This window comes from Alteromonas sp. ABE4_545 (assembly GCF_056161325.1).
The window spans coordinates 105,762-130,693 of sequence record NZ_JBSWYY010000009.1 but is presented as its reverse complement, the minus strand read 5'-3'; the positions used below and the strand labels follow the sequence as shown (position 1 = coordinate 130,693).

The window sequence follows — 24,932 nt, the reverse complement described above, 5'->3', positions numbered from 1 at the left end:
TTATGCCTCCACCGGAAAAAGTCGCAAGCCAGCACCCGCTTCAACTTGCAGAGCGTCGGCATCTGCAGAAGCTAACACCACCTCTTCATTTGCATCAAAGCCCACTAAAATTTCAGCCACGCGAAATGCGTTTAGCGTCGTTGTACACACTAAACATCGCTTGGCATGAGCCACTGGTGTACCAACTGCGCCAACAACATATTCACGGCTATTAGCGATGGTTTTGATGTCGTCTACACTGGCATGAACCGTAGGGCCACCGTCGAAAATATCGATGGTGTTTTCGTAACGAAACCCCTCTTTCAATAACATGTTCAACGCCGACTGTCCGAGGTCATGAGGTTTACCAATAACCGCTTTCGCAGCCTCGGGTAATAAATCAACATAGATAGGGTGCGTTGGCATAAGGTCAGCAATAAACTGATTGTTAGTCGTCGCACTCAGTAAATCAGCCTGTTCATACGTTAGTCCTTTAAAAAAGAACTTGCCCACATGCTCCCAAAATGGCGATACCGCCTGTTCGTCAGACCAACCTCTTAGTTCTGCCATCACCTTTTCGCCAAAACGCTCACGAAACTGCGCCATTAACAGGTAGCGAGACTTTGACGCCAGTTTTCCCAACCCTTTACCCCGTGTTTCTGGGTCGAGTATGAGCGTACCGACTTCGGTCTCACCGGCATACGCATTTACTAAGTGCAAGGTGCGAGACGACACTCTCAGGTCGAGATCATAGCTTTGTTGAGTGCGCGTCAGCATAGTAAAACTGTAAAAGGGGCGCTGAATACCTATGTTGGCATACACACCTGCGGTACCGAGAATGCGGCCACTTTCGGTATTTTGTACCACCATTAAATAGTCATCTCCCTCACCGCAAAATGCGGCGTGAGAGGCGAGAATCTTAGCTTCGAGAATACCTTTGTTGGGCGGAAATGTGGTCATGCCTGGGCTTACCTTATTGGCAAGCTGATACAAGGCATCCAGATCCGAAGGAGTAACAGGACGCACGATGTTCATTCACTAAAACCTTGTGTTATGACAGAGAATAAACACCATCATAAAAGGGAAAAGCTGTGAAAATTTCGCGAAATTCTGCTGATATACGCACTAATTTTGTACCGGTGACAATAAGCGTGATATTCACTTACACAAGGCAAATAAACCAACCCACTTTATCAACACACCTTGCAAGAGTTGATTAACCCGTCGTAATCCCCTATTTTACAGACCCCTTTTTACCAAGAGCTTACTCAGGTGCTTTATTTAGTTTGCGTTACCGTTTTATGGGCATTTTCCTTTTCACTCATTGGTGAATTTTTAGCTGGCAACGTAGACGGTTACTTTGCGGTACTCACACGTGTCTTACTGGCCTCATGTGTATTTTTACCCTTTATAAAAAGCGCTTTACTCAGTACAAAACACAAGCTCATACTGGCGGGTTTAGGCGCGATACAACTCGGGCTAATGTATATCTTTTTCTATCAATCCTTCCTGTTTTTGTCGGTGCCCGAGGTGTTACTTTTTACCATTATCACCCCGCTTTATATCGCCATTCTCAACGACACACTGTTTAAGCGCTTTACGCCCTTTCACCTTTTATGTGCCTGCATTGCCATTGCTGGCGCGGCGGTTATCCGCTTTCAAGGCGTGAGTGAAAACTTCTGGCAGGGCTTTTTCATTGTGCAAGGGGCAAACCTGTGTTTCGCGCTTGGGCAGGTCGGTTACCGAAAATGGGTGTCTTCATTCGACACCCCCATCGCTCATCACAGCGTATTCGGTTGGTTTTATTTAGGTGCCCTCGCCGTTGCCTTGCCAGCATTTTTTATCTTCGGAAACACTGACAAGCTCCCACAAACAGCTGAGCATTGGGGTGTTTTATTGTGGCTTGGCGTAGTGGCGTCGGGCTTGGGGTATTACTTCTGGAACCAAGGCGCGTTGCAGGTATCAGCGGGCACACTGGCTATAATGAACAATGCACTCATCCCCGCTGGTCTTATCGTTAATCTTGTATTATGGCACCAAGACACCGACTACAGCCGGCTGGTATTGGGAGGTACAATTATTGCCATTGCGCTTTGGATGTCGCATCGGCGCGCAACAGGCCAGTCCCAATCAATGTAATTAAGCGATACCGCCTAGGCACTGGCATAGCGGCTATCGCTTAGTGTAGTGGCTCTCCATTCGATAGTCTTTGCGAGGCCCTTTTACTTCCCATATCGAAGACCAGTTCGGCCACTGCTGGAACGCGTAATCAACTTGATAATAGTCTTCGCCACATAGGTGGTCGGCATGGGTTTGCACAGCACTGAATGCGTGAAAATAGCGTTTATCGTCAAATAACACTTCAATCTCACCATTGTGCCCTTGCTGCCAATAGTATTGGCGCTCAGCGAGCAGTGTTTTTCCGTCTGGCGCTGTCACCATTCCCTTTTCGGAATAACACAATATGTCATTGTGCCAAGTAAAAGTGGCGTCGCCTTCAAAGCAAAATACAGTATTGTTTTGATGTTCATAAATGCGTCGACTTAACTGCCAATCACCAACAAAGTCGTCGAGGCGACGCAACAAATTACTACTCATCGCGCCTCATTCCCATGACTGAAAACTAACATTCGTTTCACTCTCAACATTGGTTTTACCCTATTGCGCACTTAAAAAGCGTAGGTTGCGGTAACTGAAAACTGCTTTGCTCTACCCGGTGTTCCCGGAATTTCTTCAAACGATGTATTCCACACATTATCGGCAGCAAACACCACCTGTAAATCGGGTATTTGCGCAGGTGAATACGTTAACGTGAGATAACTAAATAACGCGGTATCACTGCCATTGCGCAGTGCATTCTCTTCTTGTTTACGCCATTCGTTATCAACCTTAATTTCAACCGACTCTAATGGATACCACACCACTCCTAATGTAAACCGATGAGGTGGGTAATTGAGTGCATAGAAGCTCGCATCTATGTTGTCATCTCGATAGTTTTCAGACTTGTGCAAATAAGTATAACTTGCCACTACATCAACGTACTCGAAGCGTGTTAGGGCGATAAATTCTGCCCCAAAAGTATCAATATCTACGGGGTTAGCAACGCGTGCAGAGGTAGAATCGAAGCTGTAGGTCCAATCGGTTAATTCGTTATCCCACCGATAAAATACCGCTGAGTCAACACGCCAAGCGCCTCTGTCTTCCGATATCCCAAACTCTAGGTTTTTACTGGTTTCTCGCTTCAGCGCATCATTACTTCTGAACAGGCCACTTGAGGTACTCCCACCAATGGCGGTGTAGCCCGCGACTTGGGTTGCTTCAGCGTAAGACACATGCATAGTGCGTGTTGAACGATCTGAGAAAACTTCGCGCCACGTCATGTCGCTGATTAACGAAAGGCTGTCGTCATCGCGATTGGTATTGTCGTACGCACCGCCCAACCTAAAAGTAAGGGTATCGCGATTACTCAGTGTCATTTGGTATTCGGGCACTAGGCTCAACTTAACGTAATTACGAGACGTAAAGTTGTTTTCCAATGTGGTTGAGTCAATGCTGTCAGCACTGAACTGCGCCGCATAATTCACTGCAATGGGGCTATTGGTATAGTGTCGACCAGACAGCGCGAGCGCTTTTACACTGGTTTCGTGAAAGGCTTGAAACGAATCAGGGTTTTCCCGTGAAAAAACATAGTGATCATCGTGTTTTCTATAATACGCTGACACTTCAAAGGTATTTCGCTCACCGTATTGCTGCTGATGATTGAACATAACCAAACGGGTTTTTAACGCTTCAGTTTCGTTGACGTTGTATGGGGTATACATATTGGGCCAGCCAAAGAACTTTTGTTGATACCCCACAAAAAGGTCGGTTTGAGAAGCCTCGTCACCAAATTGAATACGGCCTGAAATTCGTTCAAAGTCGTGATCGCCGTTGTCGATCGTACCGTCGCTTTTAGACTTCGAATACTCCCCTTCGAGGCCAAAGTAGTCGCTTGTTTTGTCTTCGCCAGGCCAACGGTAAGCCCCGTGAACGCGCTGAAGCTGAAAGTGATTATTGCCCACGCCTAACGATACACGAGCATCGGTTTGAATGGGTCGCCAAGCAAATGACACCGTGCCCACCGAACTGTTAACACCATAAAGCGCGTTGTCTACGCCGGTTAAAATACTTGCTGCGGTGAGCATTTCAGGCGCAATCGGTATCTCAGCAAAGTAGTGCCCAGTTTGCGGGTCGATCAGTGTAGCACTACCAATGCGAAACCCGGTGTTTTCGAAAATACCACCGCGGATCGTCACATCTGCTTGCGCTTCGCCCATATTGCGCGACTGCAAATCGACTCGTGGGTCATACTCTAAACTGGAAACCGCAGAGTTGAAGGTGCCAACAGACAGCTCGTTCGCTGTCACTCCACCTTCAATCGTTATTTTTTCAATACTTTTTTCGTTAGTTTTGCTTTCGTCTGCTGCGACTGAAACCAGTGGCAGCGCGCATAAGAAAAGGGATACCGCGTTGCGAAACATGCTTTGTCCTGAGGCAATAATCAATAATAGTAGGCTGTTTTACGCGGATGATACCGGAATAAGTAAAGAGGGTTAATGAAAAACTGTTTAGTGGCTAACAACTGTTTGATACGCCGTCGTTCCCCACAAAGGTACGGTCGATAAGCTGTGTTTAAAGCTACCTGAGGTTTCTTTGGTGGAATATGACAAATACATGAGGGTCTGATTCTTTTGGTCGTAAATACGGCGAATTTTCATATTTTTAAACAACACGCTTTTTGATTTAGCGAAGATCACCTCGCCCGATTTACTTTTATCGATGCTGGCGATCATTTCAGGTGTAATGTCGCCTGTTTGTCGACAAGCAATAGAGCTGTCTGACGGGTCTGCCAAGCTGAGATTGTCTTCAATACTTGCCACATGACAAGTCACTCCCGGTACTAAGGGGTCGGTGAGTGAATCAACCTTAATGTCTTTGGTTGTGAACAAACCCAGCGATACATCGCCCACTTCATTTTTACCGCACCCTGTAAGTGTAACCGCCGCCATTGCAGCCATGATCCAATATTTCATGATTTCTCTTTTTCAAGTAACCCAGTTGTTGCCCATCATGGCAGATCGACACGTTAAAAACAAAACAGGCCACTCGGTTTCCCTTGTGGCCTGTTTTATCGCGCAAAAAGCGTTACCAATGACGGCTAGTAAAGCGCAAACAAAGGGCGGCCATTTTCGTCGTATTTCACTTCCATCACACGCGCGTGACGGTTTGGATCGTACAAGGGATCTTTTTTGATCTCTTCCAATGAACGAGTATCTGTTTTTGGTACTACAGACGCATCGCCTACCGCGTGTTCATAGTCTCGTGCATGGTAAACACACAAAGGCGTTTGGTCGTCTTCGGCCACAGTAAAGCAGTTGTGACCCGGGCCATAAATACCTTTGTCGTAATCGGTTTCAAGAACCGGTGTACGCGTTTTCTTCCATGAGTTACGGTCGAGCAAGTCGGCATTTTCGTCGGCTTCCATATAGCCCATGCAATAACATGCACCCGTTGCGCTGGCAGAAAAGGCTACAAAGATCTTACCATTGTTCTTTAATACTGCCGGGCCTTCGTTCACCCAAAAATCAATGCGTTCCCAATCATAGTCAGGCGTGGTCAGCATAAACTGAACCGTTTTGAGTTTAATTGGTGATTCCATTTCTGCGAGGTACAAATTAGAAGCAGCAAACTGACCACCGGTTTTCTCGGCCCAACAAAAATAACGCTTACCGTTATTTTCAAATACCGTACCGTCGAGCGAGAAGTCGGTAAATGATTTGTCATCGCCTTCGGCGGCTTGCATCATGCCTAATTCAACCCACTCATCGTTGAGCGGGTCCTGACCTTGGCATTCCAATACGTAAGGGCGCAATGCCCAAATATCTTCTTCTTCGCTGGCGGCAAAGTAGACATACCATTTACCGTCGAGATAATGAATTTCCGGCGCCCAAATATGACGACTCATCGGGCCGCTTTCATGTTTAAACCACACATCGAAGGTTTCTGCGTCTTTTAGACCTTCAAGGGTTTTCGCTTTTCTAAGCTCAATGCGGTCATAGGTAGGCACTGAACCAGTGAAGTAGTAATAACCATCGCTGTGTTTGTACACAAAAGGATCGGCGCGTTGCTCTACTAACGGTGTATTTGTTTTCGCAGTCATCTTTTTATCTGATCAATTATCTGAGTTAATTCCAGCAATTTGTCATACAAATGCAATTCAGACGCAAAGATAACACTTTTTCTGTCAACTACGCCATAGATTCGGGTGAAATCTTCCCGCCTATCCATTTCGTGTAATTACACCTGACTCGCCGCAATCACACTGGTTTCCTCATAGGCGCTTAATTCCACCGCGATGCTTTTAGACGTAGGGGTAAAACTGTTTTCACCATAGCTGTCCAAAGGTACCAGAGGATTAGTTTCAGGGTAATAAGCCGCTATGTTCCCTACTGGTATGGTGTAAGGCACAAGTTTAAAGTTTTCGGCTGTGCGCTCAATGTCATCATCCCATAACGACCGCAGTGTTACGCTCTGCCCAGCAACAAACCCCAAGCGTTCGATATCTGCTTGGTTGATGAAAACCACTCTGCGCTCGCCGCGAATGCCACGATAGCGGTCGTTTAAGCCATAAATGGTGGTGTTGTATTGGTCATGAGATCGCAACGTTTGCAATACTAGGGTTTTGTCGCTCATGTACTTACGCGCTTTGTCGTGCAGAATATGCGCAGGTAAGTCATGGGTATGAATTAAGGCCCGTTTGTCTGGGGTATTCCAGTTTCGCTCTCTGGCACTGTTGCCCAAATAAAAGCCACCAGGCGCATTGATCCGTGTATTAAAGTCGGCAAAGCCGGGGATCACAGCTGCAATATCATCGCGGATCAGGTCGTAGTTCGCCGCTCTCGTCATCCAATCAATAGGGTAATTACCTAATGTCGCCTGCGCGATCATAGCTATAATTTCGGGTTCAGACTTCATGGTATCACTCAGCGGAGTCATCACACCGCCTGAAGCATGCACCATACTGAACGAGTCTTCCACTGTGACTTTTTGCGGCCCACTGGCTTGCATATCAATATCGGTGCGGCCTAAACACGGTAGAATGTAGCTGTGTTTTGCCGTCATCAAGTGTGAGCGGTTGAGCTTAGTACTGATTTGCACCGACAATTCACATTGCTGCATCGCTTTACAGGTTTGTTGCGTGTCGGGTGTGGCAGCGGCAAAGTTCCCACCTAACGCAATAAAAGCACTAACGTCTCCATTGAGCATTGCTTGAATAGTCGGCACTACCGCTAACCCGTCTTCTTTGGGGGGCGTAAAATTAAAGTGTTGGCCTAACGCCGCTAAAAACGCCTCGCTGGGGTGTTCGTTGATGCCCATAGTGCGGTCGCCCTGCACATTGCTGTGGCCGCGAACAGGGCAAGCTCCCGCCCCTGCTTTACCTATATGCCCGCGCAGGCACAATAGGTTAACTATCTCGTGAATAGTCGGCACCGAATGTTTGTGCTGGGTGATCCCCATCGCCCAAGTACAGATCACTCGTTCGCTTTCACAATACACGTTAGCTGCCTGAGTAATTTCAGCTTTGGTTAACCCCGATTGTTCGATAATGGCATCCCAAGAGGTCTGACGCACTTTTTCAAGATACTCGTCGATACCCGTGGTATGGGTGTGAATAAAATCCCAATCAATGAGGCTTTCGCCCTTGTCTTCACGCTCAACAAGACATTTCACCATGCCTCGAACAGCCGCCATATCACCGCCAATTTTGGGGCAAAAATAGGCAGTGTTGAGAGGCTTGGAACCGTTAGTCAGCATTTCGATAGGATGTTGAGGATGCTGGAATCGCTCTAACCCACGCTCTCTTAAGGTATTAAACGTGAGTACTTGCGCTCCTCGCTCAACTACATCTCGTAAGGTATCGAGCATGCGAGGGTGGTTAGTACCGGGGTTTTGACCAAACACAAATACGGCGTCAGCGGTTTCAAAATCTTCTATTGTCGTTGTACCTTTGCCGATCCCTATCGAACTAATCAGGGCATAACCACTGGCTTCGTGGCACATATTCGAGCAATCTGGAAAGTTGTTGGTACCAAAAGCACGCACAAATAACTGATATAAAAAGGCCGCTTCATTACTTGCTCGCCCCGAAGTATAAAACGCGGCGCGATTGGGGTTATCCAGCCCATTGAGCTGTTCGGCAATGGCTTTACAGGCTGCGTCCCAAGACACGGGTTCATAGTGATCTGTGTCGGCGTTGTAACGCATGGGCTCGGTTAAGCGCCCTTGATATTCGAGAAAATAGTCGGTTTGCTTGTTCAGCCATGTCACACTGTGTTTAGCAAAAAATTCTGCATCAACTTTTCGCCCTGTCGACTCCCAGTTCACGGCTTTCGCGCCATTTTCACAAAAGCGTATTTTGGCGGGGTCGTGCTTTTCTCCCCAAGCACAGCCTGGGCAATCAAACCCATGTGGTTGGTTGGTTTTGAGTAGTGTATGAACATTACGCACGGCGTTATCGCTGTCGAGCAGGTGCTTAGTGGTGCTTTTAAGTGCGCCCCACCCTCCGGCAGGTCCTGCATAAGGCTGATAATAATCGTCTTGTTTACTCATTGAAGTAATCCTAGTTGTAATGTCGTGGGGCGTCTTTTTTCGGAATATGAATCAACCCAAGGCCGTACCGTTTAGCCATAGCGACAGCCAAACTACTGGGTGATGCCAAATGAATCAAGCTACTGAATTGCGCCGTTACCGCTTTCTGAACCAGCTCAGTGCTGCACCGGCTGGTCATCACACAATGGCACCCATTTAACGGGCTGTTATGCAATAAGTGCATACCAATGACTTTGTCTAATGCGTTATGACGGCCAATATCCTCGGCAAAAAAGCCAACCTCGCCATGGGGAGATAAGGTAAGTGCACCGTGAATTCCCCCCGTCTGATTCCCGATGATTTGATGCTTGGCGAGTTGCGCCTTAACTGATGAGAGAGTTTCAATACTGAGTGATGTTCTCGACGTGGCGGCAACAGGCGTGAGAGAAGGAAACGCCTGTGCGAGGGTTTCGACACCACACAGCCCACATCCAGATTTACCTTGTCGAGCCTGTCTGGCCGATTTAAATTGATGTAATGCTCGCCCTAAAACAGAAACGTCGGCATGAATCCCCTCTTCACCTAATTCTGGAATATCTACCACTGACAACTCGATACCCGTGACGCTAGCGCTGGATTCGATAATCCCTTCGGTAAATAAAAAGCCCATCACAAAGGCTTCAACATCTGTTGGCGTGATCATCATCACGGCATGACTTAGCCCCTCGATAGAGATAACTATCGGACACTCTTGGATCAAATTGACAGGGTTGGCTTCGATATCAGCGGTGAGATACCGCGTTTGGAATGTTGCCTGACACATAACGCAATACTTGTGATAAATGAACCCATTTAGTTTATCACTTCATGAATAAGCGCGCAGTGTAACTCATAGCAAAGAAAAGGCAGTTGATGTCATTCTCCCCGCCCTATTCGTCGAGCCATTCAATTAACGTTGTGTACAGTGCTTCTTCAGCAATGGGCTTTGTTATGTAACCATTCATCCCTGCGGCAAGACACTTCTCTTTGTCGCCTCGCATAGCGTTGGCAGTCATCGCGACAATGGGAATAGTACGATAATGATTGCCTGCATCACCACGGCGTATACATTGCGTTGCTTCATAACCATCTAGCTCTGGCATCTGACAATCCATCAGTACAATGTCGAAGGTACTGTCAGCGTTCAGAGCATCAATCGCTTCTACGCCATTATTAGCCGTTTCGATATGAGTAAAGCCCAAGTGGTTGAGCATGGATGTGGCAACAATCTGATTAATGTCGTTGTCTTCCACCAGCAAGATACGCTTGTCTTGTAGTTGAGCCACCGTCTTTTGTGAGAAATCTTCAGGCTGTGCGTGATGTGTGTCGTCAAATCGCCGCACATTAATTGGCGACGCATTGGCGGCGTTATTGGGCTTTTGTTTTAGTAACCTTTGTGTTGCTACCAGGTCTGAGCGAGACACAGGTTTATTGATATAACCAAAAACCGGCGTGTGCTGGTAACTTGTCAGTGCGTCGTTTTCGCTAAACGTAGTTAACAAAATGCAATATGCAGCGTGTAAACAACGAAAATCTTTCAGCGTTTGAAAAAAAACATCGTCAGACGTAGCGGGTAAATTGAAATTGTCTGACAACAAAACAACATCAAATGGAGCGCCATTTTGGTTGTCGTGGTCAGTTAATGTTTGTAATAAATGAGCTTGTGATTTACTCACCACTACCCTTGCTCCCATCTTCGTAAGCATCTGTGCTATGGCTTGACGCGCTTTATTGTGACTTTCCACCAGCAACACACGTGACCCGCTAAACCCGTTATTGAGTTCTGATGCGCTATTGCTGGTAGTGGCCGCAGTGAGCTTCACCCAAAATACAAATTCACTGCCCACACCAAGCTCTGACGTTGCGGTGACATTCCCACCCATCAATTTGCACAGCTTTTTCACGATAGCAAGGCCTAAACCACTCCCGCCAAACCGCCGTGTCATTGAGGCGTCGGCTTGAGTAAATGCGTCAAACAACGCGTCAATTCTGTTAGCGGCAATCCCTTCACCAGAATCAGCCACCGTGCAATGCAATAGGCAAGTACCGTCGTCCTGATGGCGGCACTCAGCTTTAACCACCACTTCTCCTTGGCGGGTAAATTTAATCGCATTTCCTAAAATATTGGTGAGCACTTGTCGAATGCGGTTTGGATCACCCTCCATCAAAGGTGCTTGCATACCACTGGTATCTAAAATCAGTTCCAAGCCCTTTTCTTGAACCAGCACTGACGCACCTTCAACCGTGTCTTCAATCAGCTTTTCCGCGTCAAACTGAATACTTTCAAGCGCGAGTTTTCCCGCTTCTATTTTTGAAAAGTCGAGTACATCATTAATCAATGATAGCAGCGACGTTGCACTGCTATTGGCAATATCAATCTTTTGTTTTTGCTCTGGGGTAAGTGTTTCTCGCTTTAGCAGGTTCAGCATACCAATTACGCCGTTCATGGGCGTGCGTATTTCATGGCTCATATTGGCCAGAAAATCCGATTTGGTTCTGTTGGCAGACTCGGCTTCAATACGCGCCCACTCTAATTTGTGCTCAAATTCTTTGCGTTCAGTGACATCTTGCTGAATACCAATAAAGGCGACTAACTCACCTTGCTCATCAAAAATAGGCGACAGATGCAGTATGTTCCAAAACGGCTCACCATTTTTGCGATAGTTCACCAATTCAACCACCACGGTTTGTTGCTGCTGAATGGTTTGCCGAATCAACTCCACCGACTTTTCACTGGTTTCTGGCCCTTGTAAAAACTGGCAATTACGCCCGAGTACATCTTTGCGCCTATACCCAGTTATATTCAAAAAGCCTTGGTTAACATAAGTAAGCGGAAAGCCTTGTTGCTTAGCATCGGCAATGGAAATACCGATAGGTGCCGCTTCGATGGCTTGGGCTAATAATTCATTGAGTTCTTTGGCTTCAGCCAACTGCTTAAAGGGGTTTAATATGTAGCGCTTTCCGAATATTGCCAGCACGCAAAAGCTCAGTGTGAGGCTCAGTAATACCGCCAGGGCAATGCTCGACATAAACTCGCGCTTCTCACGCTCTAAATTGGCGATGCGAATAAAATACTGCGCGTTAATATGCGTTCCAGCAATTGTGGTATTAGTGATTAATGCAAAGTCACTGCTTTGCTCAAAGCTTTGATAAGTGGCAGCATCAGAAACCAGTCGAATAGCGTGACCCGGTTTCATAGACGCCGCGAAAAAAGACGCGAGAGGCTTGTTAAACTGCGCGGTTAACACACCCTCAACAAACCCGTTGTATAAAATAGGCACAGAGATCTCGAAGAAAAACCCCTCATCAATATGATGAATCGTAAATTTAACGTTTAACCCGTCATTCAGTAATTGCTGAAACCAATCGACTCCCGACACATCGCTGTACTCATCGCCTTTATTACCGTATATCGCCTCGCCTAATACATTGAAAACCGTGATATTTTCTTTATTCCCTAAAATAGTTAAGTTATTCAAAAAATCATCTAAGTTGCCGCGTTCAATATCTGAACCCATCACGCTATTGGCAACAACCGGTGAGCGTGCAATGTCTTCTAAAACCTGCTGTCGATTAACGAGGTACTGACGAATATTTTCAATCGCATACGACGCTTCATAATTTGAAGCTGTACGTTGAGTTTGCAGTAAGATACTTTCTGCCCGCTGACCGACAATCAACATACTGATTAACAGCGACAGCAGTAAACTGGCGAAGAAAAATAAATAGAAAACGCGATTAGAACGCCAATTTACATTCATTCAGGCCGCCCTTTGGCAGGGAATACATTAATTGCGCCGTCTTCCAAATACTCGGCCATGCAAAAATCGTCTAACCCTAACGCTTCATGTGCATCTGCGTCTTGCTTACTCCACGGACGAAAGGGCGTGTGATAGGTTTTAGTCAGCCCCTGAACGGGGGCTTCAATATGCTCCAGCGCGTTGCGTAAATTGGCTCTGTCGACTGTCATATCACCAGTGAGCACGACTTGGTTTAACGCGGCAATCACCAAACGCCCGAGGTCATAAGCATGAATAAACCCCGCAGGTGCTGGCATGTCACGAGGTGTAGCTAAGCGATTGGGAAACAACACTTGTGCGTGAGAAAACACCTGATTGGTAAACGGGGTTTGCGGAGACGACACAAACGAAAAACACGATTGTATAAAGTGAAGGTTAACCGACTTTCTTATGTCATGCGGGACCCGTTGGGCAAAATCACCGCCTGTTATACCCCAATGACTCACTAAAGCTATAGGCTGAGCGCCTTTAATTTCAGCCAACGCCTTTGAAAAAACCTGCCCTTCTACCGCATTGCTAACCAGCAAAATGCAATCGGCTTGTTGGGCAATAATGTCGCGCAACATGATACGCGCATGGCTTTCTTTGGTATTCCAATTAAACCAAGTGGTACTAGGTGAACGCCCATATGATTTATTAATAGCTCTAGACATGGTTTGTTGATTAGAGCGCCCCCAAGGGGTTTCTTCTAACAACAAATGGGGGTTGTGGCACTTTAACGTGTCAGTTGCATACGAGACTAACCTCAATCCGGCTTTGGTGTCGTCAATTGACAATCTAAAGACCCAGTTTTCCCCAGCTTCGTACCGTGTTATTGGCCCGCCAGCAGCCCATGGCACCAGTAACAAAACACCGTTTTCATTAATGTAATCTCTGTATTTAATATAAGGAGGAGAATGCAGCCCTCCTAAAACAAACAGTGCTGATTTGTCAGTGGTGAACTGCTGCATATGCATTTTAGCGCGATTACTATTGCCTCGATGGTCCTTTTTCAATAGTTCGAGACGATAGCCTTGCACGGTAAAGTCGACTTCACTTAGTGCGGTTTGCAGCCCCATGTACATCGATTCGGCCGACGCAGCATGATTGGAATAATCAGCGTCGTGGTAAATAGTTAAAGTCTTGGACGCCGCCACCGACTGGCCAGCAAAGGCCAGTAAGTACAGGGGAATGAGAAAAAAACGCAAACCTTGTATTTTCATTTCAACACTCTCGACTGCCATTGCTATTTTGCCCCACATACACAGTCGACAACGCAATGCTCACTAATCATTCAACAAAAGTCACGGTTAGACTTTGTAACCTAACAGAACTTTAGTTCAACTCAATTGTTTATGAAACGTAAATACAATAACAAGAAATGGGTTTAATCACGTTATTTTTCGGTACTCATGGTTCGCTTACACAAAATTAGACTCACTTTCTGGACGAATCACTAACTCATGAATATGCGCAGAGGCAGTGGTATCTAACTGGCCCATGATGGCTTTGGCAACATCTTCGGCAGTTAAATAATTCGGTCGGTCAGCCTCTCTGAAGTCGGTATCTACGCCACCGGGATAAACCGATAACATTTTAATGTGACTACCGAGTAATTCTTTGCGCATCACTTTTGTGTAAGCATCTAATGCCGATTTACTCGCTGTGTAGGCCGCAATTCCAGGGTTGGCAAACAAACAAACCGTAGACAGCACATTGACGATAGCACCCTGCCCTTGCTCTCGCATGCGCGGCAGAACGGCTTGCATACAAGCGATGGGCACATAACAGTTTACCTGCATTAACCAATCAAGTTGCTCAATTTGGGTGGCTTCGCCACTTTGTCTGACGTTATTCAAACCCGCACAATTGATCAAAATATCAATTGGCCCATTTGCCGCAACGGCATGGTTGAAAAACGCTTCTCGAGCCTGAGCGTCGGTTAAACAAAAATGTTCGTGATACACGTTATTGTCATTCGGCAATTGAGACATAGTAGCAGCGAGCTTTTCCTCACTTCGCCCACACAAGCTGAGCACGTACCCTTGTGCGTGCGCCAGTTTCGCTAGTTCTCGACCAATTCCAGAAGATGCTCCGGTTAATACCAAATGTTTTGCCATGTTGCTTTTCACTAAAAATCAATTTGTTGTATAGACTAACTGACCTTTGCGTGAACACCAGACATTTGTGGGAAAGTAATAAAATACCAAACGACAGTAATGAGCGAATAGCGGAAATCGCTATTCGCTCATTACTGGCAGCTAAAAACAAGAAGCCACTGGTTGGACAGTCTACAATCACTTGTTGTTTAGCCCTAAACCTTCGAAAATCAATGATTGATGTGTGCTTATGCCGGCTATAGTGCCAGATGCTATTGCTAAAGTACCATTCTGCATTGGGTTGGATAGGTCTCCCGCAACGTAGACGCCTTTTATAGAACTTTCCTTTAATTCATCCACTTCGACAACTTTCCCTAACGGCGCATCTGACAGAGATAAACCCAATTGATTCACTAGAGGGGAGGTTATTTGGGTCTGGGGGCCAACGTACAATCCACTTAGTGGAATTATTCTTCCATCAGCGAGTTCTACTGACTCCATCTTTTCATCATTGCCATTTACCGCCACAACAGGCGAATGCTCGAAATTCACATTGCGAGATCGGAGAAACGTCTCGAAAGTAGGTTCCGGAAAATATACTCCTTGAGTAAACAAAGTGGTGTCTCCCCAATCAGGAACCATCGCGGCTTGATGCATCGACAATTCAGATGTGGCCAGAACACCTAGCGCCGTGTTCCGCAACTCATATCCATGACAATAGGGGCAATGCACTACATTCTTTCCCCAGTACTTTTGAAGCCCGGTCAATTCGGGCAATTTATCAGTAATCCCACAAGCTATTATTAACCGTTTGGCCTTGGCTCTCATGTCTTGTCTCGTCTGAATCGAAAACTGGTTTCCTTGTTGTTCGACAGTAGTTACAGCGTCTTGCCAGAATTCGAAAGTAGGATAAACGAGAAGTTGCTCTAGAGCAGTTTTACGTATTTCGGCAGGTGTTTTTGCGTCTAGGCAAAATACACCGTGCGATTCAGCGGCAAAGCGATTTCTTGGTAAATTGCTATCAATCACCAAGACTTTTCGCTGTGCACGAACTAACGGCATAGCTGCGGCAAAACCAGCAAAACTGCCTCCTACAATAATCACGTCATACATCATCACTAAGCTCCAACTTTTAATGTAACATTTGTTGTTACGTATATAGGCTAGCACGAGTCATGTAACATTAAAAGTTTCGTGTTATGATTTGTCTGGGTAACGAAGAGAAACAAGAATGAGAAAAGACAGTCGGCTTTCACGAGTACTACATGTGTTGATTCATTTGGATGTGCATGAGCATCCAGTTACGTCGGAGATCATTGCGAATATGCTCACTACTAACCCTGTTGTAGTGCGCCGTACAATGGCTCTTTTACGAGAGTGCGGTTATGTTGAATCTATTAAAGGGCATAACGGTGGATGGTCGTTGAAACGTCCATTAGCGGAAATCACCTTATTGGATATACACCGAGCATTGGGTGAAAGCAGCGTTTTTACAATAGGGCTTACAGATGAACACAACAACTGTGTGATTGAGCATGCAGTAAATCGTGCATTAGCGGATGCTATGTATGATGCTGAAGCGGTTCTACTTCAACGATTTGGAGAGGTGACGTTAGCAGAGTTGGGCAAAGACTTTGAATCTAATTCTTAACTATTGTTTCCTACTCGAACAACCGATAGAGACTTGGTCGTATAGGATAGCCATTCATGGTGAACAGGATGTCCGATCCTTGTCTATAGCTGCTCATCAAAGGCCGACCAACGATGACCGCTTCTCGCTCATTTGAGTCTTAAACAGCCACTGATGAGACTGAAAATGGTCATCAGCGGATTTTAACTATAACGATTTCTATATAATTGAGTGGGACAACAGTTTGTTGCCCCATTATGTAGAGAATTCTATGCTCACCTTCGATTATCGCTTTTATCTGTTATGAATAATGTGCTCTAAAGATCGCATAAAGCCCAAAAATGGTTACTCCAATAGGTTTAAAATCACTTAATGTAACCAAAATAGGACTCTAAGTAGAAACTTGACAGCATTAATTTAAAGTCCTAAATTAAGAACATTAAGCATAAATACTCCGAATAATGTAACCAAATCAGGACTTTATAGTGAAAGATTTGACAGCTACGGCATTAGCAGAAGAGATCGGCGACAGATTGAAGCAAGCTCGACTAAATCGAAACCTCACACAATCTGAAGTTGCGGAGCTTGCTGGCATTGCTCGCAAAACGGTTTTAAATGCAGAAAAGGGAAAAGTTCAGCTCGACATCATGATTGCTATATTAATGGCATTAGATCTCACCCAGCAGATTGATCTATTTCTCCCTAAACAAGACATTTCTCCCTTACAGCTGGCCAAACTGCAAGGAAAGAAAAGGCAGAGAGCCTCTGGCCAGCGCAGTAACAAAGATGAGGAAACACCAGAATGGTAATGGAAGCCATTACAATAACATACCAAGACGATGTTGTTGGTGCGGTGAGTTTTGACACTGAAAAGGGACTTGGGTCATTTGAATATGATCCAGGCTTCATAAAAAAAGGCATCGAGCTGTCCCCGATCAAAATGCCATTATCGAATCGCATTTATAGCTTTCCCGAACTGGATTTCAATACCTTTAAAGGGCTACCAGGTTTAATCGCTGACTCCTTACCTGATGATTTTGGTAACGCTGTACTCAACGCATGGGTTGCAGGTCAAGGTCGTTCACCGAGTGACATTACCCCACTGCAACGCCTCCAATATACGGGAAAGCGAGGCATGGGCGCTCTTGAGTATGCGCCTGCTACAAAGTTACGAAGTTTAAATGCTTCACAACAAGTAGAAATCCAATCGCTCGTTTCAATTGCACAAGAGATCTTAGATTCACGAGGTAATTTTGAAGTAGAACTCAAACAAAATGGCCAAGATGATCGAGAGGCAATGATGTCTTTATTATCAGTTGGCATGAGTGCGGGAGGCGCGCGACCGAAAGCCGTATTAGCATTCAATAAAGATTTTACTCAAGTTCGCTCCGGCCAAGCCAAAGCGCCAAGTGGTTTTACTCATTATTTGATGAAATTTGACGGCGTTAGCGAACACAACAAAAATCAAGAAACCTTCGATGACCCATTAGGCTATGGAGCAATGGAGTTTGTTTATCATTTAATGGCTAACAAATGTGGTGTCGATATGATGCCATGCCGCTTACTCCATGAAGGCAACCGACGCCACTTTATTACACAACGGTTTGATCGAATTCAAAACAGCAAAGTACACGTACAAACGCTAAACGGGCTTGCCCACGTTGATTATAAAAAGCCGGGGGCATTTTCTTACGCAGAGTTATTTGGCATTGCCAGACAGTTGAAGTTTTCTGCTGTTGACGCTGAGCAGCTATTTAAGCGCATGACGTTCAATATCATTGCTCGAAATCATGACGACCACTCAAAGAACTTTGCCTTTATGTTAAAAAGAGACAAATGGTCTCTCGCACCAGCTTATGATTTAGCATATAGCTATAAACCAGGCAGTAAATGGGTGAACAGCCATTGGATGAGCTTGAATGGCAAAAGAGATAAATTTACACGAAGTGATTTCTATAGTTTAGAGAAACTTAGCCCTATTTTTAACAAGAAAAAGATCGACGATATTATTGATGCAACGATTGAGCACGTATCAACTTGGCGTCAGCTTGCTGAGGAATGGGATGTACCAACAACACTGATAGACGAGATACAGGAAAACTTACGGCTCGATATTTAGTATGCTCATAGTTCTATACTCACTTCAGCTTTTCGCTCATTGAAGTCTAAAACGCCTACTGGCGAAAATGAAAATGGTTAAAAGCGGTAATTCACTAAAATGACGAGCGTGAACAGTATCGAAACCCACTGTTAGCAACTTAGATCTGACTTTTGGATTTTTCCCAATTCCGTGCATTTATCATAATCAAATCACAGACTGGGTCTTTAATTTCACAGTAGGCGTCCCTATCAAATCTAGTGTATTTAGCTAACGACTGCTTCATTCTGGAATATGCAGTTGCTGATTCAGGAGGGTTTCTAAGAAAATCTCTGAACAAGAGAGCATATTTGTAATTTTTAGCGCCTACTCTACGAATATGAATGTTAGCTTTAAAGTTCCACTTGTGAGTCACCCCCTGTAAATAAATTTTTCTCCATTCCTCTTCATCAAATTCGTTAGGCGGCAGGTGGTCTTTACTTAGATAGGCATTTGAGAAACCAAAGCCTTTTGTGGCACTGTTGATTACCTCGCAAATCTCACCTGAAATTTCGTTTACGCCGATTTGAATATCAATGCGATCTTTGGACGGCATATTTTGTATCGAGGTCGAACCAATATGCTCGATACAAAGGGAAGTTTTGCCCAAGACGGAGCTTAAATCTGCTTTTGCCTCTTTAAATTGTTCGAGCCAAATTTCTTGATAGGGAATGATATCGATCGCGTCGCGTTTCATTTTCGTTTTGGGAGGGTTAAACCAATATTGATTACGCAGAAGTCTAAGATGGTTGGTTGCCATGTCAATACAAAAAAATTTTAACGACAACCATTAGGTGATGACAATGAGATGTCCACTATTCACTCAAAGCCATCCTAGGACGGTATGAATCTATATTACTCTGCATAACACTTAAATACTCTCCGACAACATTTCATGCAATATACGCATTTCTTTGCGACGCCTTTGGCCGCTATTTTGGGTTACACTTTCCATTTACGCTCACAAGGACATATTTATGACAACGGTTATTTTTTCCCATGGCAAAGAAAGCGGGCCTTGGGGAAGTAAAATCAAAACATTGAGTGAAGTGGCTAAAAAGCGCGGATGCCAGGTTGATAGTATTGATTATCGCGATTTACCAAGCCCTGAAGCACGGGTAGAACGGCTAATTACAACGACACATAAATACAGTGGCAAGGTGATTTACGTCGGCTCAAGTATGGGCGGATATGTCTCGTTGGTTGCGGCCCACAAAACCCAGCCGTGTGGCGTATTTTTGCTGGCGCCTGCGCTATATATGCCCACTTATGCGCAGCACGCTTACCCTTATGAAGGCCCTGTGAGTATTGTTCACGGATGGAAAGATGATGTGATCCCAGTAGAGCACGCTATTCGCTATGGGCAAAATCGGCATTGTGATTTGCTGTTAATTGATGGCGATCACAGGCTAAACAGCGTATTGCCCACACTAGCACAGCAATGGGATGAATTTTTAGTGCGTATCAATGGCGCAGAGAGTAAAGACTAAAAAACGGATAGCCAGCAAAGCTAGCTATCAGCTTTGGTATTGGCCACTAAGCAAAGTGGCACACAACAAATTAACGTGGTAATTATCATTAACAACATAACGCCACCTTTTACGATTGCTGAGCAGGTTGTGTTGTTACCAAACGGCACACCTGATCGCCGTAGTAGTTGTTACTGAAGTTACACACAACCTGTGCAGTTTGTGACGGTGCAGGTTTGCGCTTAATGATTTGTTTAATGATCTGAGACATGTGTTTTTCCTTGTAAATGACACCCTTCGGTTGATGAATAGAGTATCGAACAAGACCTAAATCTTTTAAATCGATAAAAACTAATCATTGTAATTAACTAAAGCAATTACAGACCATTCATTCCCATCAAAACAGCGATTAACACCTATAGCTCGTCTTCTGTTTGCCTTTTGTGGTGTCCCTTTTTCGGTTTCTCGCGTCATAGCTAATAGGCCAATAAAGGTATTAATCAGTAAACACAGGGACCGCCTTATGCACGACACACAAAAACCGTACGCCAAACCCTTTCCTCTTTTTAACGCCGGCGTATTGTTTCTCTTTTTTGTGTGCTCACCGTCTCAGGCTTTTGCAGTAACTACCGCTCATGACCTGTCACCACTTGGTATGTTCGCAGCGGCCGACTGGGTAGTGAAGTCTGTTATGCTGTTGTTGGTACTGGCCTCACTAGCGACATGGAGTATTTTATTTGCCAAGCTATGGGAGTTGCGCCACACCAAACGCATTCTCAGCAGCAGTGTTGTTGCAGTTCAACAAGCCCCCGCATTAGCACAAGCCATAAACAATACTCAGGTAGTGGGGGTGGGACGTGCTTTACTCGACTGCGCTAACACCGAGCTTTCTCATTGCAAGAAATTACTCTCACACTCTCACAATCGCCCCCCTATTCATCAAGGGCTAAAAGAACGCATTGGCTCAGCGTGTAATCAGGTAGAAGCGGCCATGACACGCGATATGAAAATCGGCACCGGCATGTTGGCAACCGTGGGAGCAGTTGCGCCTTTTATCGGTTTATTTGGCACCGTGTGGGGCATTATGAACAGTTTCATCGGTATTGCTCAAGCCAACACTACTAACTTAGCTGTTGTTGCGCCGGGCATTGCTGAAGCTCTACTTGCAACGGCGATGGGGTTGGTCGCGGCCATTCCTGCGGTCATTTTTTATAACCAAATTAATCGACAAATCAGCGCCATACGCGCATCGATAATCGATTGTTCAGCCCTAATACAACGCTTAGTGTCTCGCGAACTCGATCATCACTACCTCACGCAAACCGAGTCATAATATGCAATTTTCTCATCAAGACGAGTCACCAGAAGAACTCCACGACATCAACGTGACGCCCTTTATTGACGTTATGCTGGTATTGCTGATTATTTTTATGGTGGCTGCCCCACTGGCTACCGTGGATATTCAAGTGACATTACCCACCGCCGCCACTGAACCTACAACACCTCCTGATTCCCCAGTGATATTAACGTTAAAAGCAGACCTCTCGTTGCGCATTAACGGTGAACCTGTCGCAGATACAGCGCTTACAGAAACGCTAAACCAAGCAATGAAAGAAGACAAACAACAGCCTATTTTTCTTCGAGCAGATAAAACCGTAGATTACGAACACTTGATAGCACTGATGGACAAACTAAGAAACGCAGGCTACCTCAACATGGCTTTAGTAGCCTTGGAAAGTCCACCCACTAAGGAGTAGGCGTAAACTTAAACTCGTCGTAGAACCGAAAGCAGGCTTAACCGGCAATATGGAAGCAGTTTAGTAGGGGGTTATTAAATGATGACCTATTTATCGATTTATCTGATGTGATGGTCGGCTGTCAGATAGGTTTCGATTGAAAAAGCTCAATACTTGCGCACTGACCCTGTTGTGTACATCAGCTCGGTCAATCGCAGGAGAGTCTGAGCACAATGTTTTCACGTAGACCTTACCCGAATCAGTACATTCAGATAAAAAAGTGTAGTGACCAGCGCCTTCAATTTCGGTGTATTCAGCACCGCTGACAAGAGTGGCCACTCTTTTGGCATTTGATATCGCAGGAGCTACAGTATCTTGTGTCCCCACAATTACTGAAACTGGTATCGTTATTCCTTTCAGGCTGTCCTCGGTAATAGACTGGATTACCGCAGGCGACAAAACAACCGCCGCTTTTATTTGATCAATTTTATAAGAAGCATGCTGCCTTTTAAGCGATGCTTTCACAATATCGGAGTTTTTAACCTTGCTAAACTCCTGATCAATGTTGGCAAACTCTACTTGAGCGTCGCAAGTAAAGTCCCTTTTATCACTATTACAAAATTCTACGAAAAGGGATTTGTCTGTAATACCGCCAATTGAAGCGATAATGGTGTAACCACCCAGCGAAAACCCTACCATACCTATATTTGTCGGGTCGATATAAGGAAACCAGTTCTCATCGTTACTTATTTTATCTAATGCAACCGCTATATCCTTGCTTCGCTCCCACCAAAGGATATATCCTTCAGCATACTTTTTAGCTTCTATTGCCGTATTACCATGATGGTTTACACCTACTACTAGGTAGCCATTTTTAACAAGTCTTTCTGCTAGCCATAGCATTTGAAGTGCTGATCCCCCTGTTCCATGAGACATGAGGATCAAAGGTTGCTTTTGTGCTAACGGAGTTGCATTCCATATCGCGTTTCCCGCTGTAAAAAGCTCCTCTCCTGGTTTACCTAATCTAATTGGTGAAGGGGCATCATCATGTGTAGGATAGAAAACATGCACAGTAATTGGACGCTTTTGTTTTCCGTCCCAAGACATTCTTTGCTCGTCTGCAAATTCCAATTTCACCACGCCAACGTTTACCTGAGCGACACTGAGACTGGAAAACAGAGTCATGATCAAAATTAAAGTCACTTTTAGATTTTTCAAAACCACTTCCTTTTAGTCTTATAACTGCAACGTCTAGCAACTGCGCAAGACCAACAATGTTACAACCTACATTAACTTACGAGGCTAAAAAGTCCAACGTCTGTGCAGTGACTATCAGGAAGCGCTCTAAGGCAGATTACAAGCGAGAGGGAAAGAGACTAACATGCTTGAGATATACGCAGCCAATTTACAAATAGAATTCAATGGGGATCACCATTTCTACAGCGCCGTTTTTGGCTTCTCGTGCAAACACGGTCTCTGGCGCTTGAGGTAGTGGTGATGCGCGATGAATCAATGCAACGGCTTCATCATCTAAGCGCTTAACCCCCGCACTTTTGATAATTTCTACCTGATCCACTGCGCCAACTTGAGACAACATAAAACGAACAATCACTACGCCTTCTTGCTGTTTTTTTCTCGCCAGTCTCGGATATCGCTTTTCATGCGCCAACTCAATCATAACCTCATTCAACCACGTGGTTTTTAACGACAACAAGGCTGTGTCGCTGTATCCCGAAACGGGCGCGGCCGAGCTTGACGCCTGCTTGGCAACTTGTGCAACAGACGGCGTTTGTGGTGTCATTTGTTGCGGTGATTCACGCTCAGTGGTGGGCGTAGGCTGTTCTAATACGGTGTTGGTTTGCTCTGGTGTTTTGCGCTCATCTGGCGGTGAGTCTGGCGTCTCCACATGATTGTCTTTTGTATCAGCCTCTGTGTCTGATTTCACTGTAAGTGCGCTTTTTTCAACAACCGGTGCTTTATCAATTTCAAGGTGAGGTGTTGAAACGGCTTGAGGCTGAGTCTCTGGCGGTAGTGGTTGAGCCGCGCTCTGTTCTGTTGCCTGTTGTTCTGTGCTTGGCGCTTGTAAAATTTGGGCGATTTGAAACACCGCAGGAGCGGCTTCAATTGGCTTCACGTCAACCTTGTGTGGCGTATAGTAATAAGCGGTAAGCACTGCGCCGTGGATGAATAACGCAATACCGGCCGCCGCCAGCCATCGACATTGTCGCTGCTTGGTGGGAGGTAAAAAGGCATTGGTGGAGTATGTGTGGGCAAGCATTACTTGCACTGAACCTCACTTGGACGACGCCACATCCAAATGGCACCCAACGACATGCCAATAGCACTGGCCACTAAAGAACCAACATGATTAACGTACACAAACATGAGTAAGTAGCACACCAGCATAGACAAAGTGGCAATACATTTAACACGCAAGCTAATGCAACCGTGATCTTGCCAAGCTTGAATGCTAGGCCCGAACACTTTGTGATTCACCAACCAATGGTGCAGTTTGGGCGAGCTTTTTGCTGCTGCCCACGCAGATAACAACACAAACTCAGTGGTGGGCAAACCAGGTACAACAATACCTATCAACCCAATAGCAAGGCTCACGTAGGCCAATATACGTAATAGAATACGATTGCCAAACACCTTACCAAACCAACTATTTGCGCTCTTCGCGAACATGAAAACTCACTTTAAATCGATGATCCTCACGGTATCATCTTAAGTAAAACACACATCAACCTGTGCACGCACAAAAGTAAACGCATCGCGCCCCCCTTGGCAAGCACGCTCTCGCTGTTGAGGTGATAACGGCAAAGCGTCTAACACTTGTTTAAACTGCTGCCAATGTTTAGCTCTACCTTGTTCGTGACCAGCCATATGTGATGCACCCAAGGTTTCCGACAAACCTAATTTTTTCGCTAACTTCAGTAAAAACCCTGCGCCTATGGTTGAACCTTCCACCGCGTAAACCCAACCCAATGCCGTTGCGGGATCAACCGCCACCTGTGGAATACTTTGTTGACGCAAAATTAAACTCTCATCAGACACACCTAAATCCATACAATCTTTGGTTAGGGCGTCAAATCGACTGTGCCAACCTGCTTCTCGCAACCACGCTTGCAATTGAGGGTCGCGATACAAACCCTGCACAGCCCAATGAAAACCATATTGTAACAACAAAAATTGTCGATACCCGGTTAAATCACGAAAACAATTAGTACGCATAATACTCTGATCTAGCCGTTCATGCGCAGTGGTTGTTTGCGATTTCAAATACGCGGAAAGTCCTTCGGTGTTAACTTCATTCGTTGAGTCTAGCTCATCATTGCCCTCATGGGGGCGAGTCTGAGGGATACTTGTCATCATTTTGCGCCTTTTCAAATATTCACATATATTAAGACGCTTAACTCACCAGAATAGCTACCCA

Annotated in this window: 24 protein-coding genes; 7 read left to right on the top strand and 17 right to left on the bottom strand. The window is 45.4% G+C overall.

Annotated features, from left to right (window positions below; genetic code table 11):
• Complete coding sequence (locus ACXAH6_RS10840; protein WP_474876730.1) at positions 1 to 1,014, bottom strand: arginine N-succinyltransferase; 1,014 nt, start codon at positions 1,012 to 1,014, stop codon at positions 1 to 3.
• 237 nt (positions 1,015 to 1,251) lie between these two features.
• Between ACXAH6_RS10840 and ACXAH6_RS10835 the strand changes: the two genes are divergently transcribed.
• Positions 1,252 to 2,118, top strand: a complete 867-nt coding sequence (locus tag ACXAH6_RS10835) for an EamA family transporter (RefSeq protein ID WP_474876728.1) — start codon at positions 1,252 to 1,254, stop codon at positions 2,116 to 2,118.
• A 33-nt stretch (positions 2,119 to 2,151) separates the two neighbouring features.
• On the opposite strand, the gene ACXAH6_RS10830 is transcribed toward ACXAH6_RS10835, so the two are convergent.
• The 10 genes from ACXAH6_RS10830 to ACXAH6_RS10785 all read right to left on the bottom strand — a co-directional run bounded on the left by ACXAH6_RS10830 (position 2,152) and on the right by ACXAH6_RS10785 (position 15,640).
• Positions 2,152 to 2,577, bottom strand: coding sequence for a DUF6314 family protein (locus tag ACXAH6_RS10830; protein WP_474876726.1), 426 nt, complete (start codon positions 2,575 to 2,577; stop codon positions 2,152 to 2,154).
• A gap of 71 nt (positions 2,578 to 2,648) precedes the next feature.
• Positions 2,649 to 4,499, bottom strand: a complete 1,851-nt coding sequence (locus ACXAH6_RS10825) for a TonB-dependent receptor (protein WP_474876724.1) — start codon at positions 4,497 to 4,499, stop codon at positions 2,649 to 2,651.
• A gap of 87 nt (positions 4,500 to 4,586) precedes the next feature.
• Positions 4,587 to 5,051: a CreA family protein gene (locus tag ACXAH6_RS10820; RefSeq protein ID WP_474876722.1), complete on the bottom strand. Its 465-nt coding sequence runs from the start codon at positions 5,049 to 5,051 to the stop codon at positions 4,587 to 4,589.
• Positions 5,052 to 5,176: 125 nt separating this feature from the next.
• Positions 5,177 to 6,178, bottom strand: a complete 1,002-nt coding sequence (locus ACXAH6_RS10815) for a family 43 glycosylhydrolase (RefSeq protein ID WP_474876721.1) — start codon at positions 6,176 to 6,178, stop codon at positions 5,177 to 5,179.
• A gap of 137 nt (positions 6,179 to 6,315) precedes the next feature.
• Positions 6,316 to 8,628 (bottom strand): FdhF/YdeP family oxidoreductase, encoded by a 2,313-nt coding sequence (locus ACXAH6_RS10810; RefSeq protein ID WP_474876719.1) that lies wholly within the window; start codon positions 8,626 to 8,628, stop codon positions 6,316 to 6,318.
• Between the two features lie 10 nt (positions 8,629 to 8,638).
• Complete coding sequence (locus tag ACXAH6_RS10805; protein WP_474876718.1) at positions 8,639 to 9,430, bottom strand: formate dehydrogenase accessory sulfurtransferase FdhD; 792 nt, start codon at positions 9,428 to 9,430, stop codon at positions 8,639 to 8,641.
• A gap of 106 nt (positions 9,431 to 9,536) precedes the next feature.
• Positions 9,537 to 12,407: a response regulator gene (locus ACXAH6_RS10800; protein WP_474876716.1), complete on the bottom strand. Its 2,871-nt coding sequence runs from the start codon at positions 12,405 to 12,407 to the stop codon at positions 9,537 to 9,539.
• Positions 12,404 to 13,648 (bottom strand): ABC transporter substrate-binding protein, encoded by a 1,245-nt coding sequence (locus ACXAH6_RS10795; protein ID WP_474876714.1) that lies wholly within the window; start codon positions 13,646 to 13,648, stop codon positions 12,404 to 12,406. Before ACXAH6_RS10795 ends, ACXAH6_RS10800 begins: the two co-directional genes overlap by 4 nt.
• A gap of 198 nt (positions 13,649 to 13,846) precedes the next feature.
• Positions 13,847 to 14,545 carry an SDR family NAD(P)-dependent oxidoreductase gene (locus ACXAH6_RS10790; protein WP_474876712.1) on the bottom strand — a complete coding sequence of 233 codons (699 nt, stop codon included), beginning with the start codon at positions 14,543 to 14,545 and terminating at the stop codon, positions 13,847 to 13,849.
• Between the two features lie 177 nt (positions 14,546 to 14,722).
• Positions 14,723 to 15,640 (bottom strand): NAD(P)/FAD-dependent oxidoreductase, encoded by a 918-nt coding sequence (locus ACXAH6_RS10785; RefSeq protein ID WP_474876771.1) that lies wholly within the window; start codon positions 15,638 to 15,640, stop codon positions 14,723 to 14,725.
• A gap of 115 nt (positions 15,641 to 15,755) precedes the next feature.
• Between ACXAH6_RS10785 and ACXAH6_RS10780 the strand changes: the two genes are divergently transcribed.
• The 3 genes from ACXAH6_RS10780 (at position 15,756) to ACXAH6_RS10770 (ending at position 18,273) form a co-directional block, all read left to right on the top strand.
• Positions 15,756 to 16,175: an Rrf2 family transcriptional regulator gene (locus ACXAH6_RS10780; RefSeq protein WP_474876711.1), complete on the top strand. Its 420-nt coding sequence runs from the start codon at positions 15,756 to 15,758 to the stop codon at positions 16,173 to 16,175.
• 464 nt (positions 16,176 to 16,639) lie between these two features.
• Positions 16,640 to 16,963 carry a helix-turn-helix transcriptional regulator gene (locus ACXAH6_RS10775; protein ID WP_474876709.1) on the top strand — a complete coding sequence of 108 codons (324 nt, stop codon included), beginning with the start codon at positions 16,640 to 16,642 and terminating at the stop codon, positions 16,961 to 16,963.
• Complete coding sequence (locus ACXAH6_RS10770) at positions 16,963 to 18,273, top strand: type II toxin-antitoxin system HipA family toxin (protein WP_474876707.1); 1,311 nt, start codon at positions 16,963 to 16,965, stop codon at positions 18,271 to 18,273. Before ACXAH6_RS10775 ends, ACXAH6_RS10770 begins: the two co-directional genes overlap by 1 nt.
• Before the next feature lie 139 nt (positions 18,274 to 18,412).
• Here ACXAH6_RS10770 and ACXAH6_RS10765 read toward each other — a convergent pair whose 3' ends face one another.
• Positions 18,413 to 19,051 carry a GrpB family protein gene (locus ACXAH6_RS10765; RefSeq protein ID WP_474876705.1) on the bottom strand — a complete coding sequence of 213 codons (639 nt, stop codon included), beginning with the start codon at positions 19,049 to 19,051 and terminating at the stop codon, positions 18,413 to 18,415.
• 217 nt (positions 19,052 to 19,268) lie between these two features.
• On the opposite strand from ACXAH6_RS10765, the gene ACXAH6_RS10760 reads away from it, so the two are divergent.
• Positions 19,269 to 19,781, top strand: a complete 513-nt coding sequence (locus ACXAH6_RS10760; protein ID WP_474876703.1) for an alpha/beta hydrolase — start codon at positions 19,269 to 19,271, stop codon at positions 19,779 to 19,781.
• A 109-nt stretch (positions 19,782 to 19,890) separates the two neighbouring features.
• Here the strand turns inward: ACXAH6_RS10760 and ACXAH6_RS10755 are convergent, their stop codons facing one another.
• Positions 19,891 to 20,031, bottom strand: coding sequence for a hypothetical protein (locus ACXAH6_RS10755; protein WP_474876701.1), 141 nt, complete (start codon positions 20,029 to 20,031; stop codon positions 19,891 to 19,893).
• A gap of 252 nt (positions 20,032 to 20,283) precedes the next feature.
• Between ACXAH6_RS10755 and exbB the strand changes: the two genes are divergently transcribed.
• Complete coding sequence (gene exbB / locus ACXAH6_RS10750) at positions 20,284 to 21,093, top strand: tonB-system energizer ExbB (RefSeq protein ID WP_474876699.1); 810 nt, start codon at positions 20,284 to 20,286, stop codon at positions 21,091 to 21,093.
• 1 nt (position 21,094) lies between these two features.
• Positions 21,095 to 21,517, top strand: a complete 423-nt coding sequence (exbD, locus tag ACXAH6_RS10745) for a TonB system transport protein ExbD (RefSeq protein WP_474876697.1) — start codon at positions 21,095 to 21,097, stop codon at positions 21,515 to 21,517.
• A 90-nt stretch (positions 21,518 to 21,607) separates the two neighbouring features.
• On the opposite strand, the gene ACXAH6_RS10740 is transcribed toward exbD, so the two are convergent.
• The 4 genes from ACXAH6_RS10740 to ACXAH6_RS10725 all read right to left on the bottom strand — a co-directional run bounded on the left by ACXAH6_RS10740 (position 21,608) and on the right by ACXAH6_RS10725 (position 24,871).
• On the bottom strand, positions 21,608 to 22,714 hold the full coding sequence (locus ACXAH6_RS10740) for an alpha/beta hydrolase family protein (protein WP_474876695.1): 1,107 nt from the start codon (positions 22,712 to 22,714) through the stop codon (positions 21,608 to 21,610).
• A gap of 187 nt (positions 22,715 to 22,901) precedes the next feature.
• Positions 22,902 to 23,774: an energy transducer TonB gene (locus ACXAH6_RS10735; protein ID WP_474876769.1), complete on the bottom strand. Its 873-nt coding sequence runs from the start codon at positions 23,772 to 23,774 to the stop codon at positions 22,902 to 22,904.
• Positions 23,774 to 24,184, bottom strand: coding sequence for a YbaN family protein (locus ACXAH6_RS10730; RefSeq protein ID WP_474876693.1), 411 nt, complete (start codon positions 24,182 to 24,184; stop codon positions 23,774 to 23,776). The genes ACXAH6_RS10735 and ACXAH6_RS10730 overlap by 1 nt, the downstream gene beginning before the upstream one ends.
• A 39-nt stretch (positions 24,185 to 24,223) precedes the next feature.
• Entirely contained in the window at positions 24,224 to 24,871 is a 648-nt protein-coding gene (locus ACXAH6_RS10725) for a biliverdin-producing heme oxygenase (protein WP_474876691.1), read from the bottom strand.
• Between the last annotated feature and the right edge of the window lie 61 nt (positions 24,872 to 24,932).

Bases quoted from the DNA above. Each gene is read 5' to 3' on its own strand.
- ACXAH6_RS10735 (WP_474876769.1), bottom strand. From the start codon at position 23,774: ATGCTTGCCCACACATACTCCACCAATGCCTTTTTACCTCCCACCAAG.
- ACXAH6_RS10825 (WP_474876724.1), bottom strand. From the start codon at position 4,499: ATGTTTCGCAACGCGGTATCCCTTTTCTTATGCGCGCTGCCACTGGTT.
- ACXAH6_RS10800 (WP_474876716.1), bottom strand. From the start codon at position 12,407: ATGAATGTAAATTGGCGTTCTAATCGCGTTTTCTATTTATTTTTCTTC.
- ACXAH6_RS10810 (WP_474876719.1), bottom strand. From the start codon at position 8,628: ATGAGTAAACAAGACGATTATTATCAGCCTTATGCAGGACCTGCCGGA.
- ACXAH6_RS10760 (WP_474876703.1), top strand. From the start codon at position 19,269: ATGACAACGGTTATTTTTTCCCATGGCAAAGAAAGCGGGCCTTGGGGA.
- ACXAH6_RS10830 (WP_474876726.1), bottom strand. From the start codon at position 2,577: ATGAGTAGTAATTTGTTGCGTCGCCTCGACGACTTTGTTGGTGATTGG.
- ACXAH6_RS10730 (WP_474876693.1), bottom strand. From the start codon at position 24,184: ATGTTCGCGAAGAGCGCAAATAGTTGGTTTGGTAAGGTGTTTGGCAAT.
- ACXAH6_RS10805 (WP_474876718.1), bottom strand. From the start codon at position 9,430: ATGTGTCAGGCAACATTCCAAACGCGGTATCTCACCGCTGATATCGAA.
- exbD (WP_474876697.1), top strand. From the start codon at position 21,095: ATGCAATTTTCTCATCAAGACGAGTCACCAGAAGAACTCCACGACATC.
- ACXAH6_RS10770 (WP_474876707.1), top strand. From the start codon at position 16,963: ATGGAAGCCATTACAATAACATACCAAGACGATGTTGTTGGTGCGGTG.
- ACXAH6_RS10790 (WP_474876712.1), bottom strand. From the start codon at position 14,545: ATGGCAAAACATTTGGTATTAACCGGAGCATCTTCTGGAATTGGTCGA.
- ACXAH6_RS10755 (WP_474876701.1), bottom strand. From the start codon at position 20,031: ATGTCTCAGATCATTAAACAAATCATTAAGCGCAAACCTGCACCGTCA.
- ACXAH6_RS10815 (WP_474876721.1), bottom strand. From the start codon at position 6,178: ATGACTGCGAAAACAAATACACCGTTAGTAGAGCAACGCGCCGATCCT.
- exbB (WP_474876699.1), top strand. From the start codon at position 20,284: ATGCACGACACACAAAAACCGTACGCCAAACCCTTTCCTCTTTTTAAC.
- ACXAH6_RS10765 (WP_474876705.1), bottom strand. From the start codon at position 19,051: ATGGCAACCAACCATCTTAGACTTCTGCGTAATCAATATTGGTTTAAC.
- ACXAH6_RS10780 (WP_474876711.1), top strand. From the start codon at position 15,756: ATGAGAAAAGACAGTCGGCTTTCACGAGTACTACATGTGTTGATTCAT.
- ACXAH6_RS10725 (WP_474876691.1), bottom strand. From the start codon at position 24,871: ATGATGACAAGTATCCCTCAGACTCGCCCCCATGAGGGCAATGATGAG.
- ACXAH6_RS10795 (WP_474876714.1), bottom strand. From the start codon at position 13,648: ATGAAAATACAAGGTTTGCGTTTTTTTCTCATTCCCCTGTACTTACTG.
- ACXAH6_RS10785 (WP_474876771.1), bottom strand. From the start codon at position 15,640: ATGATGTATGACGTGATTATTGTAGGAGGCAGTTTTGCTGGTTTTGCC.
- ACXAH6_RS10820 (WP_474876722.1), bottom strand. From the start codon at position 5,051: ATGAAATATTGGATCATGGCTGCAATGGCGGCGGTTACACTTACAGGG.
- ACXAH6_RS10840 (WP_474876730.1), bottom strand. From the start codon at position 1,014: ATGAACATCGTGCGTCCTGTTACTCCTTCGGATCTGGATGCCTTGTAT.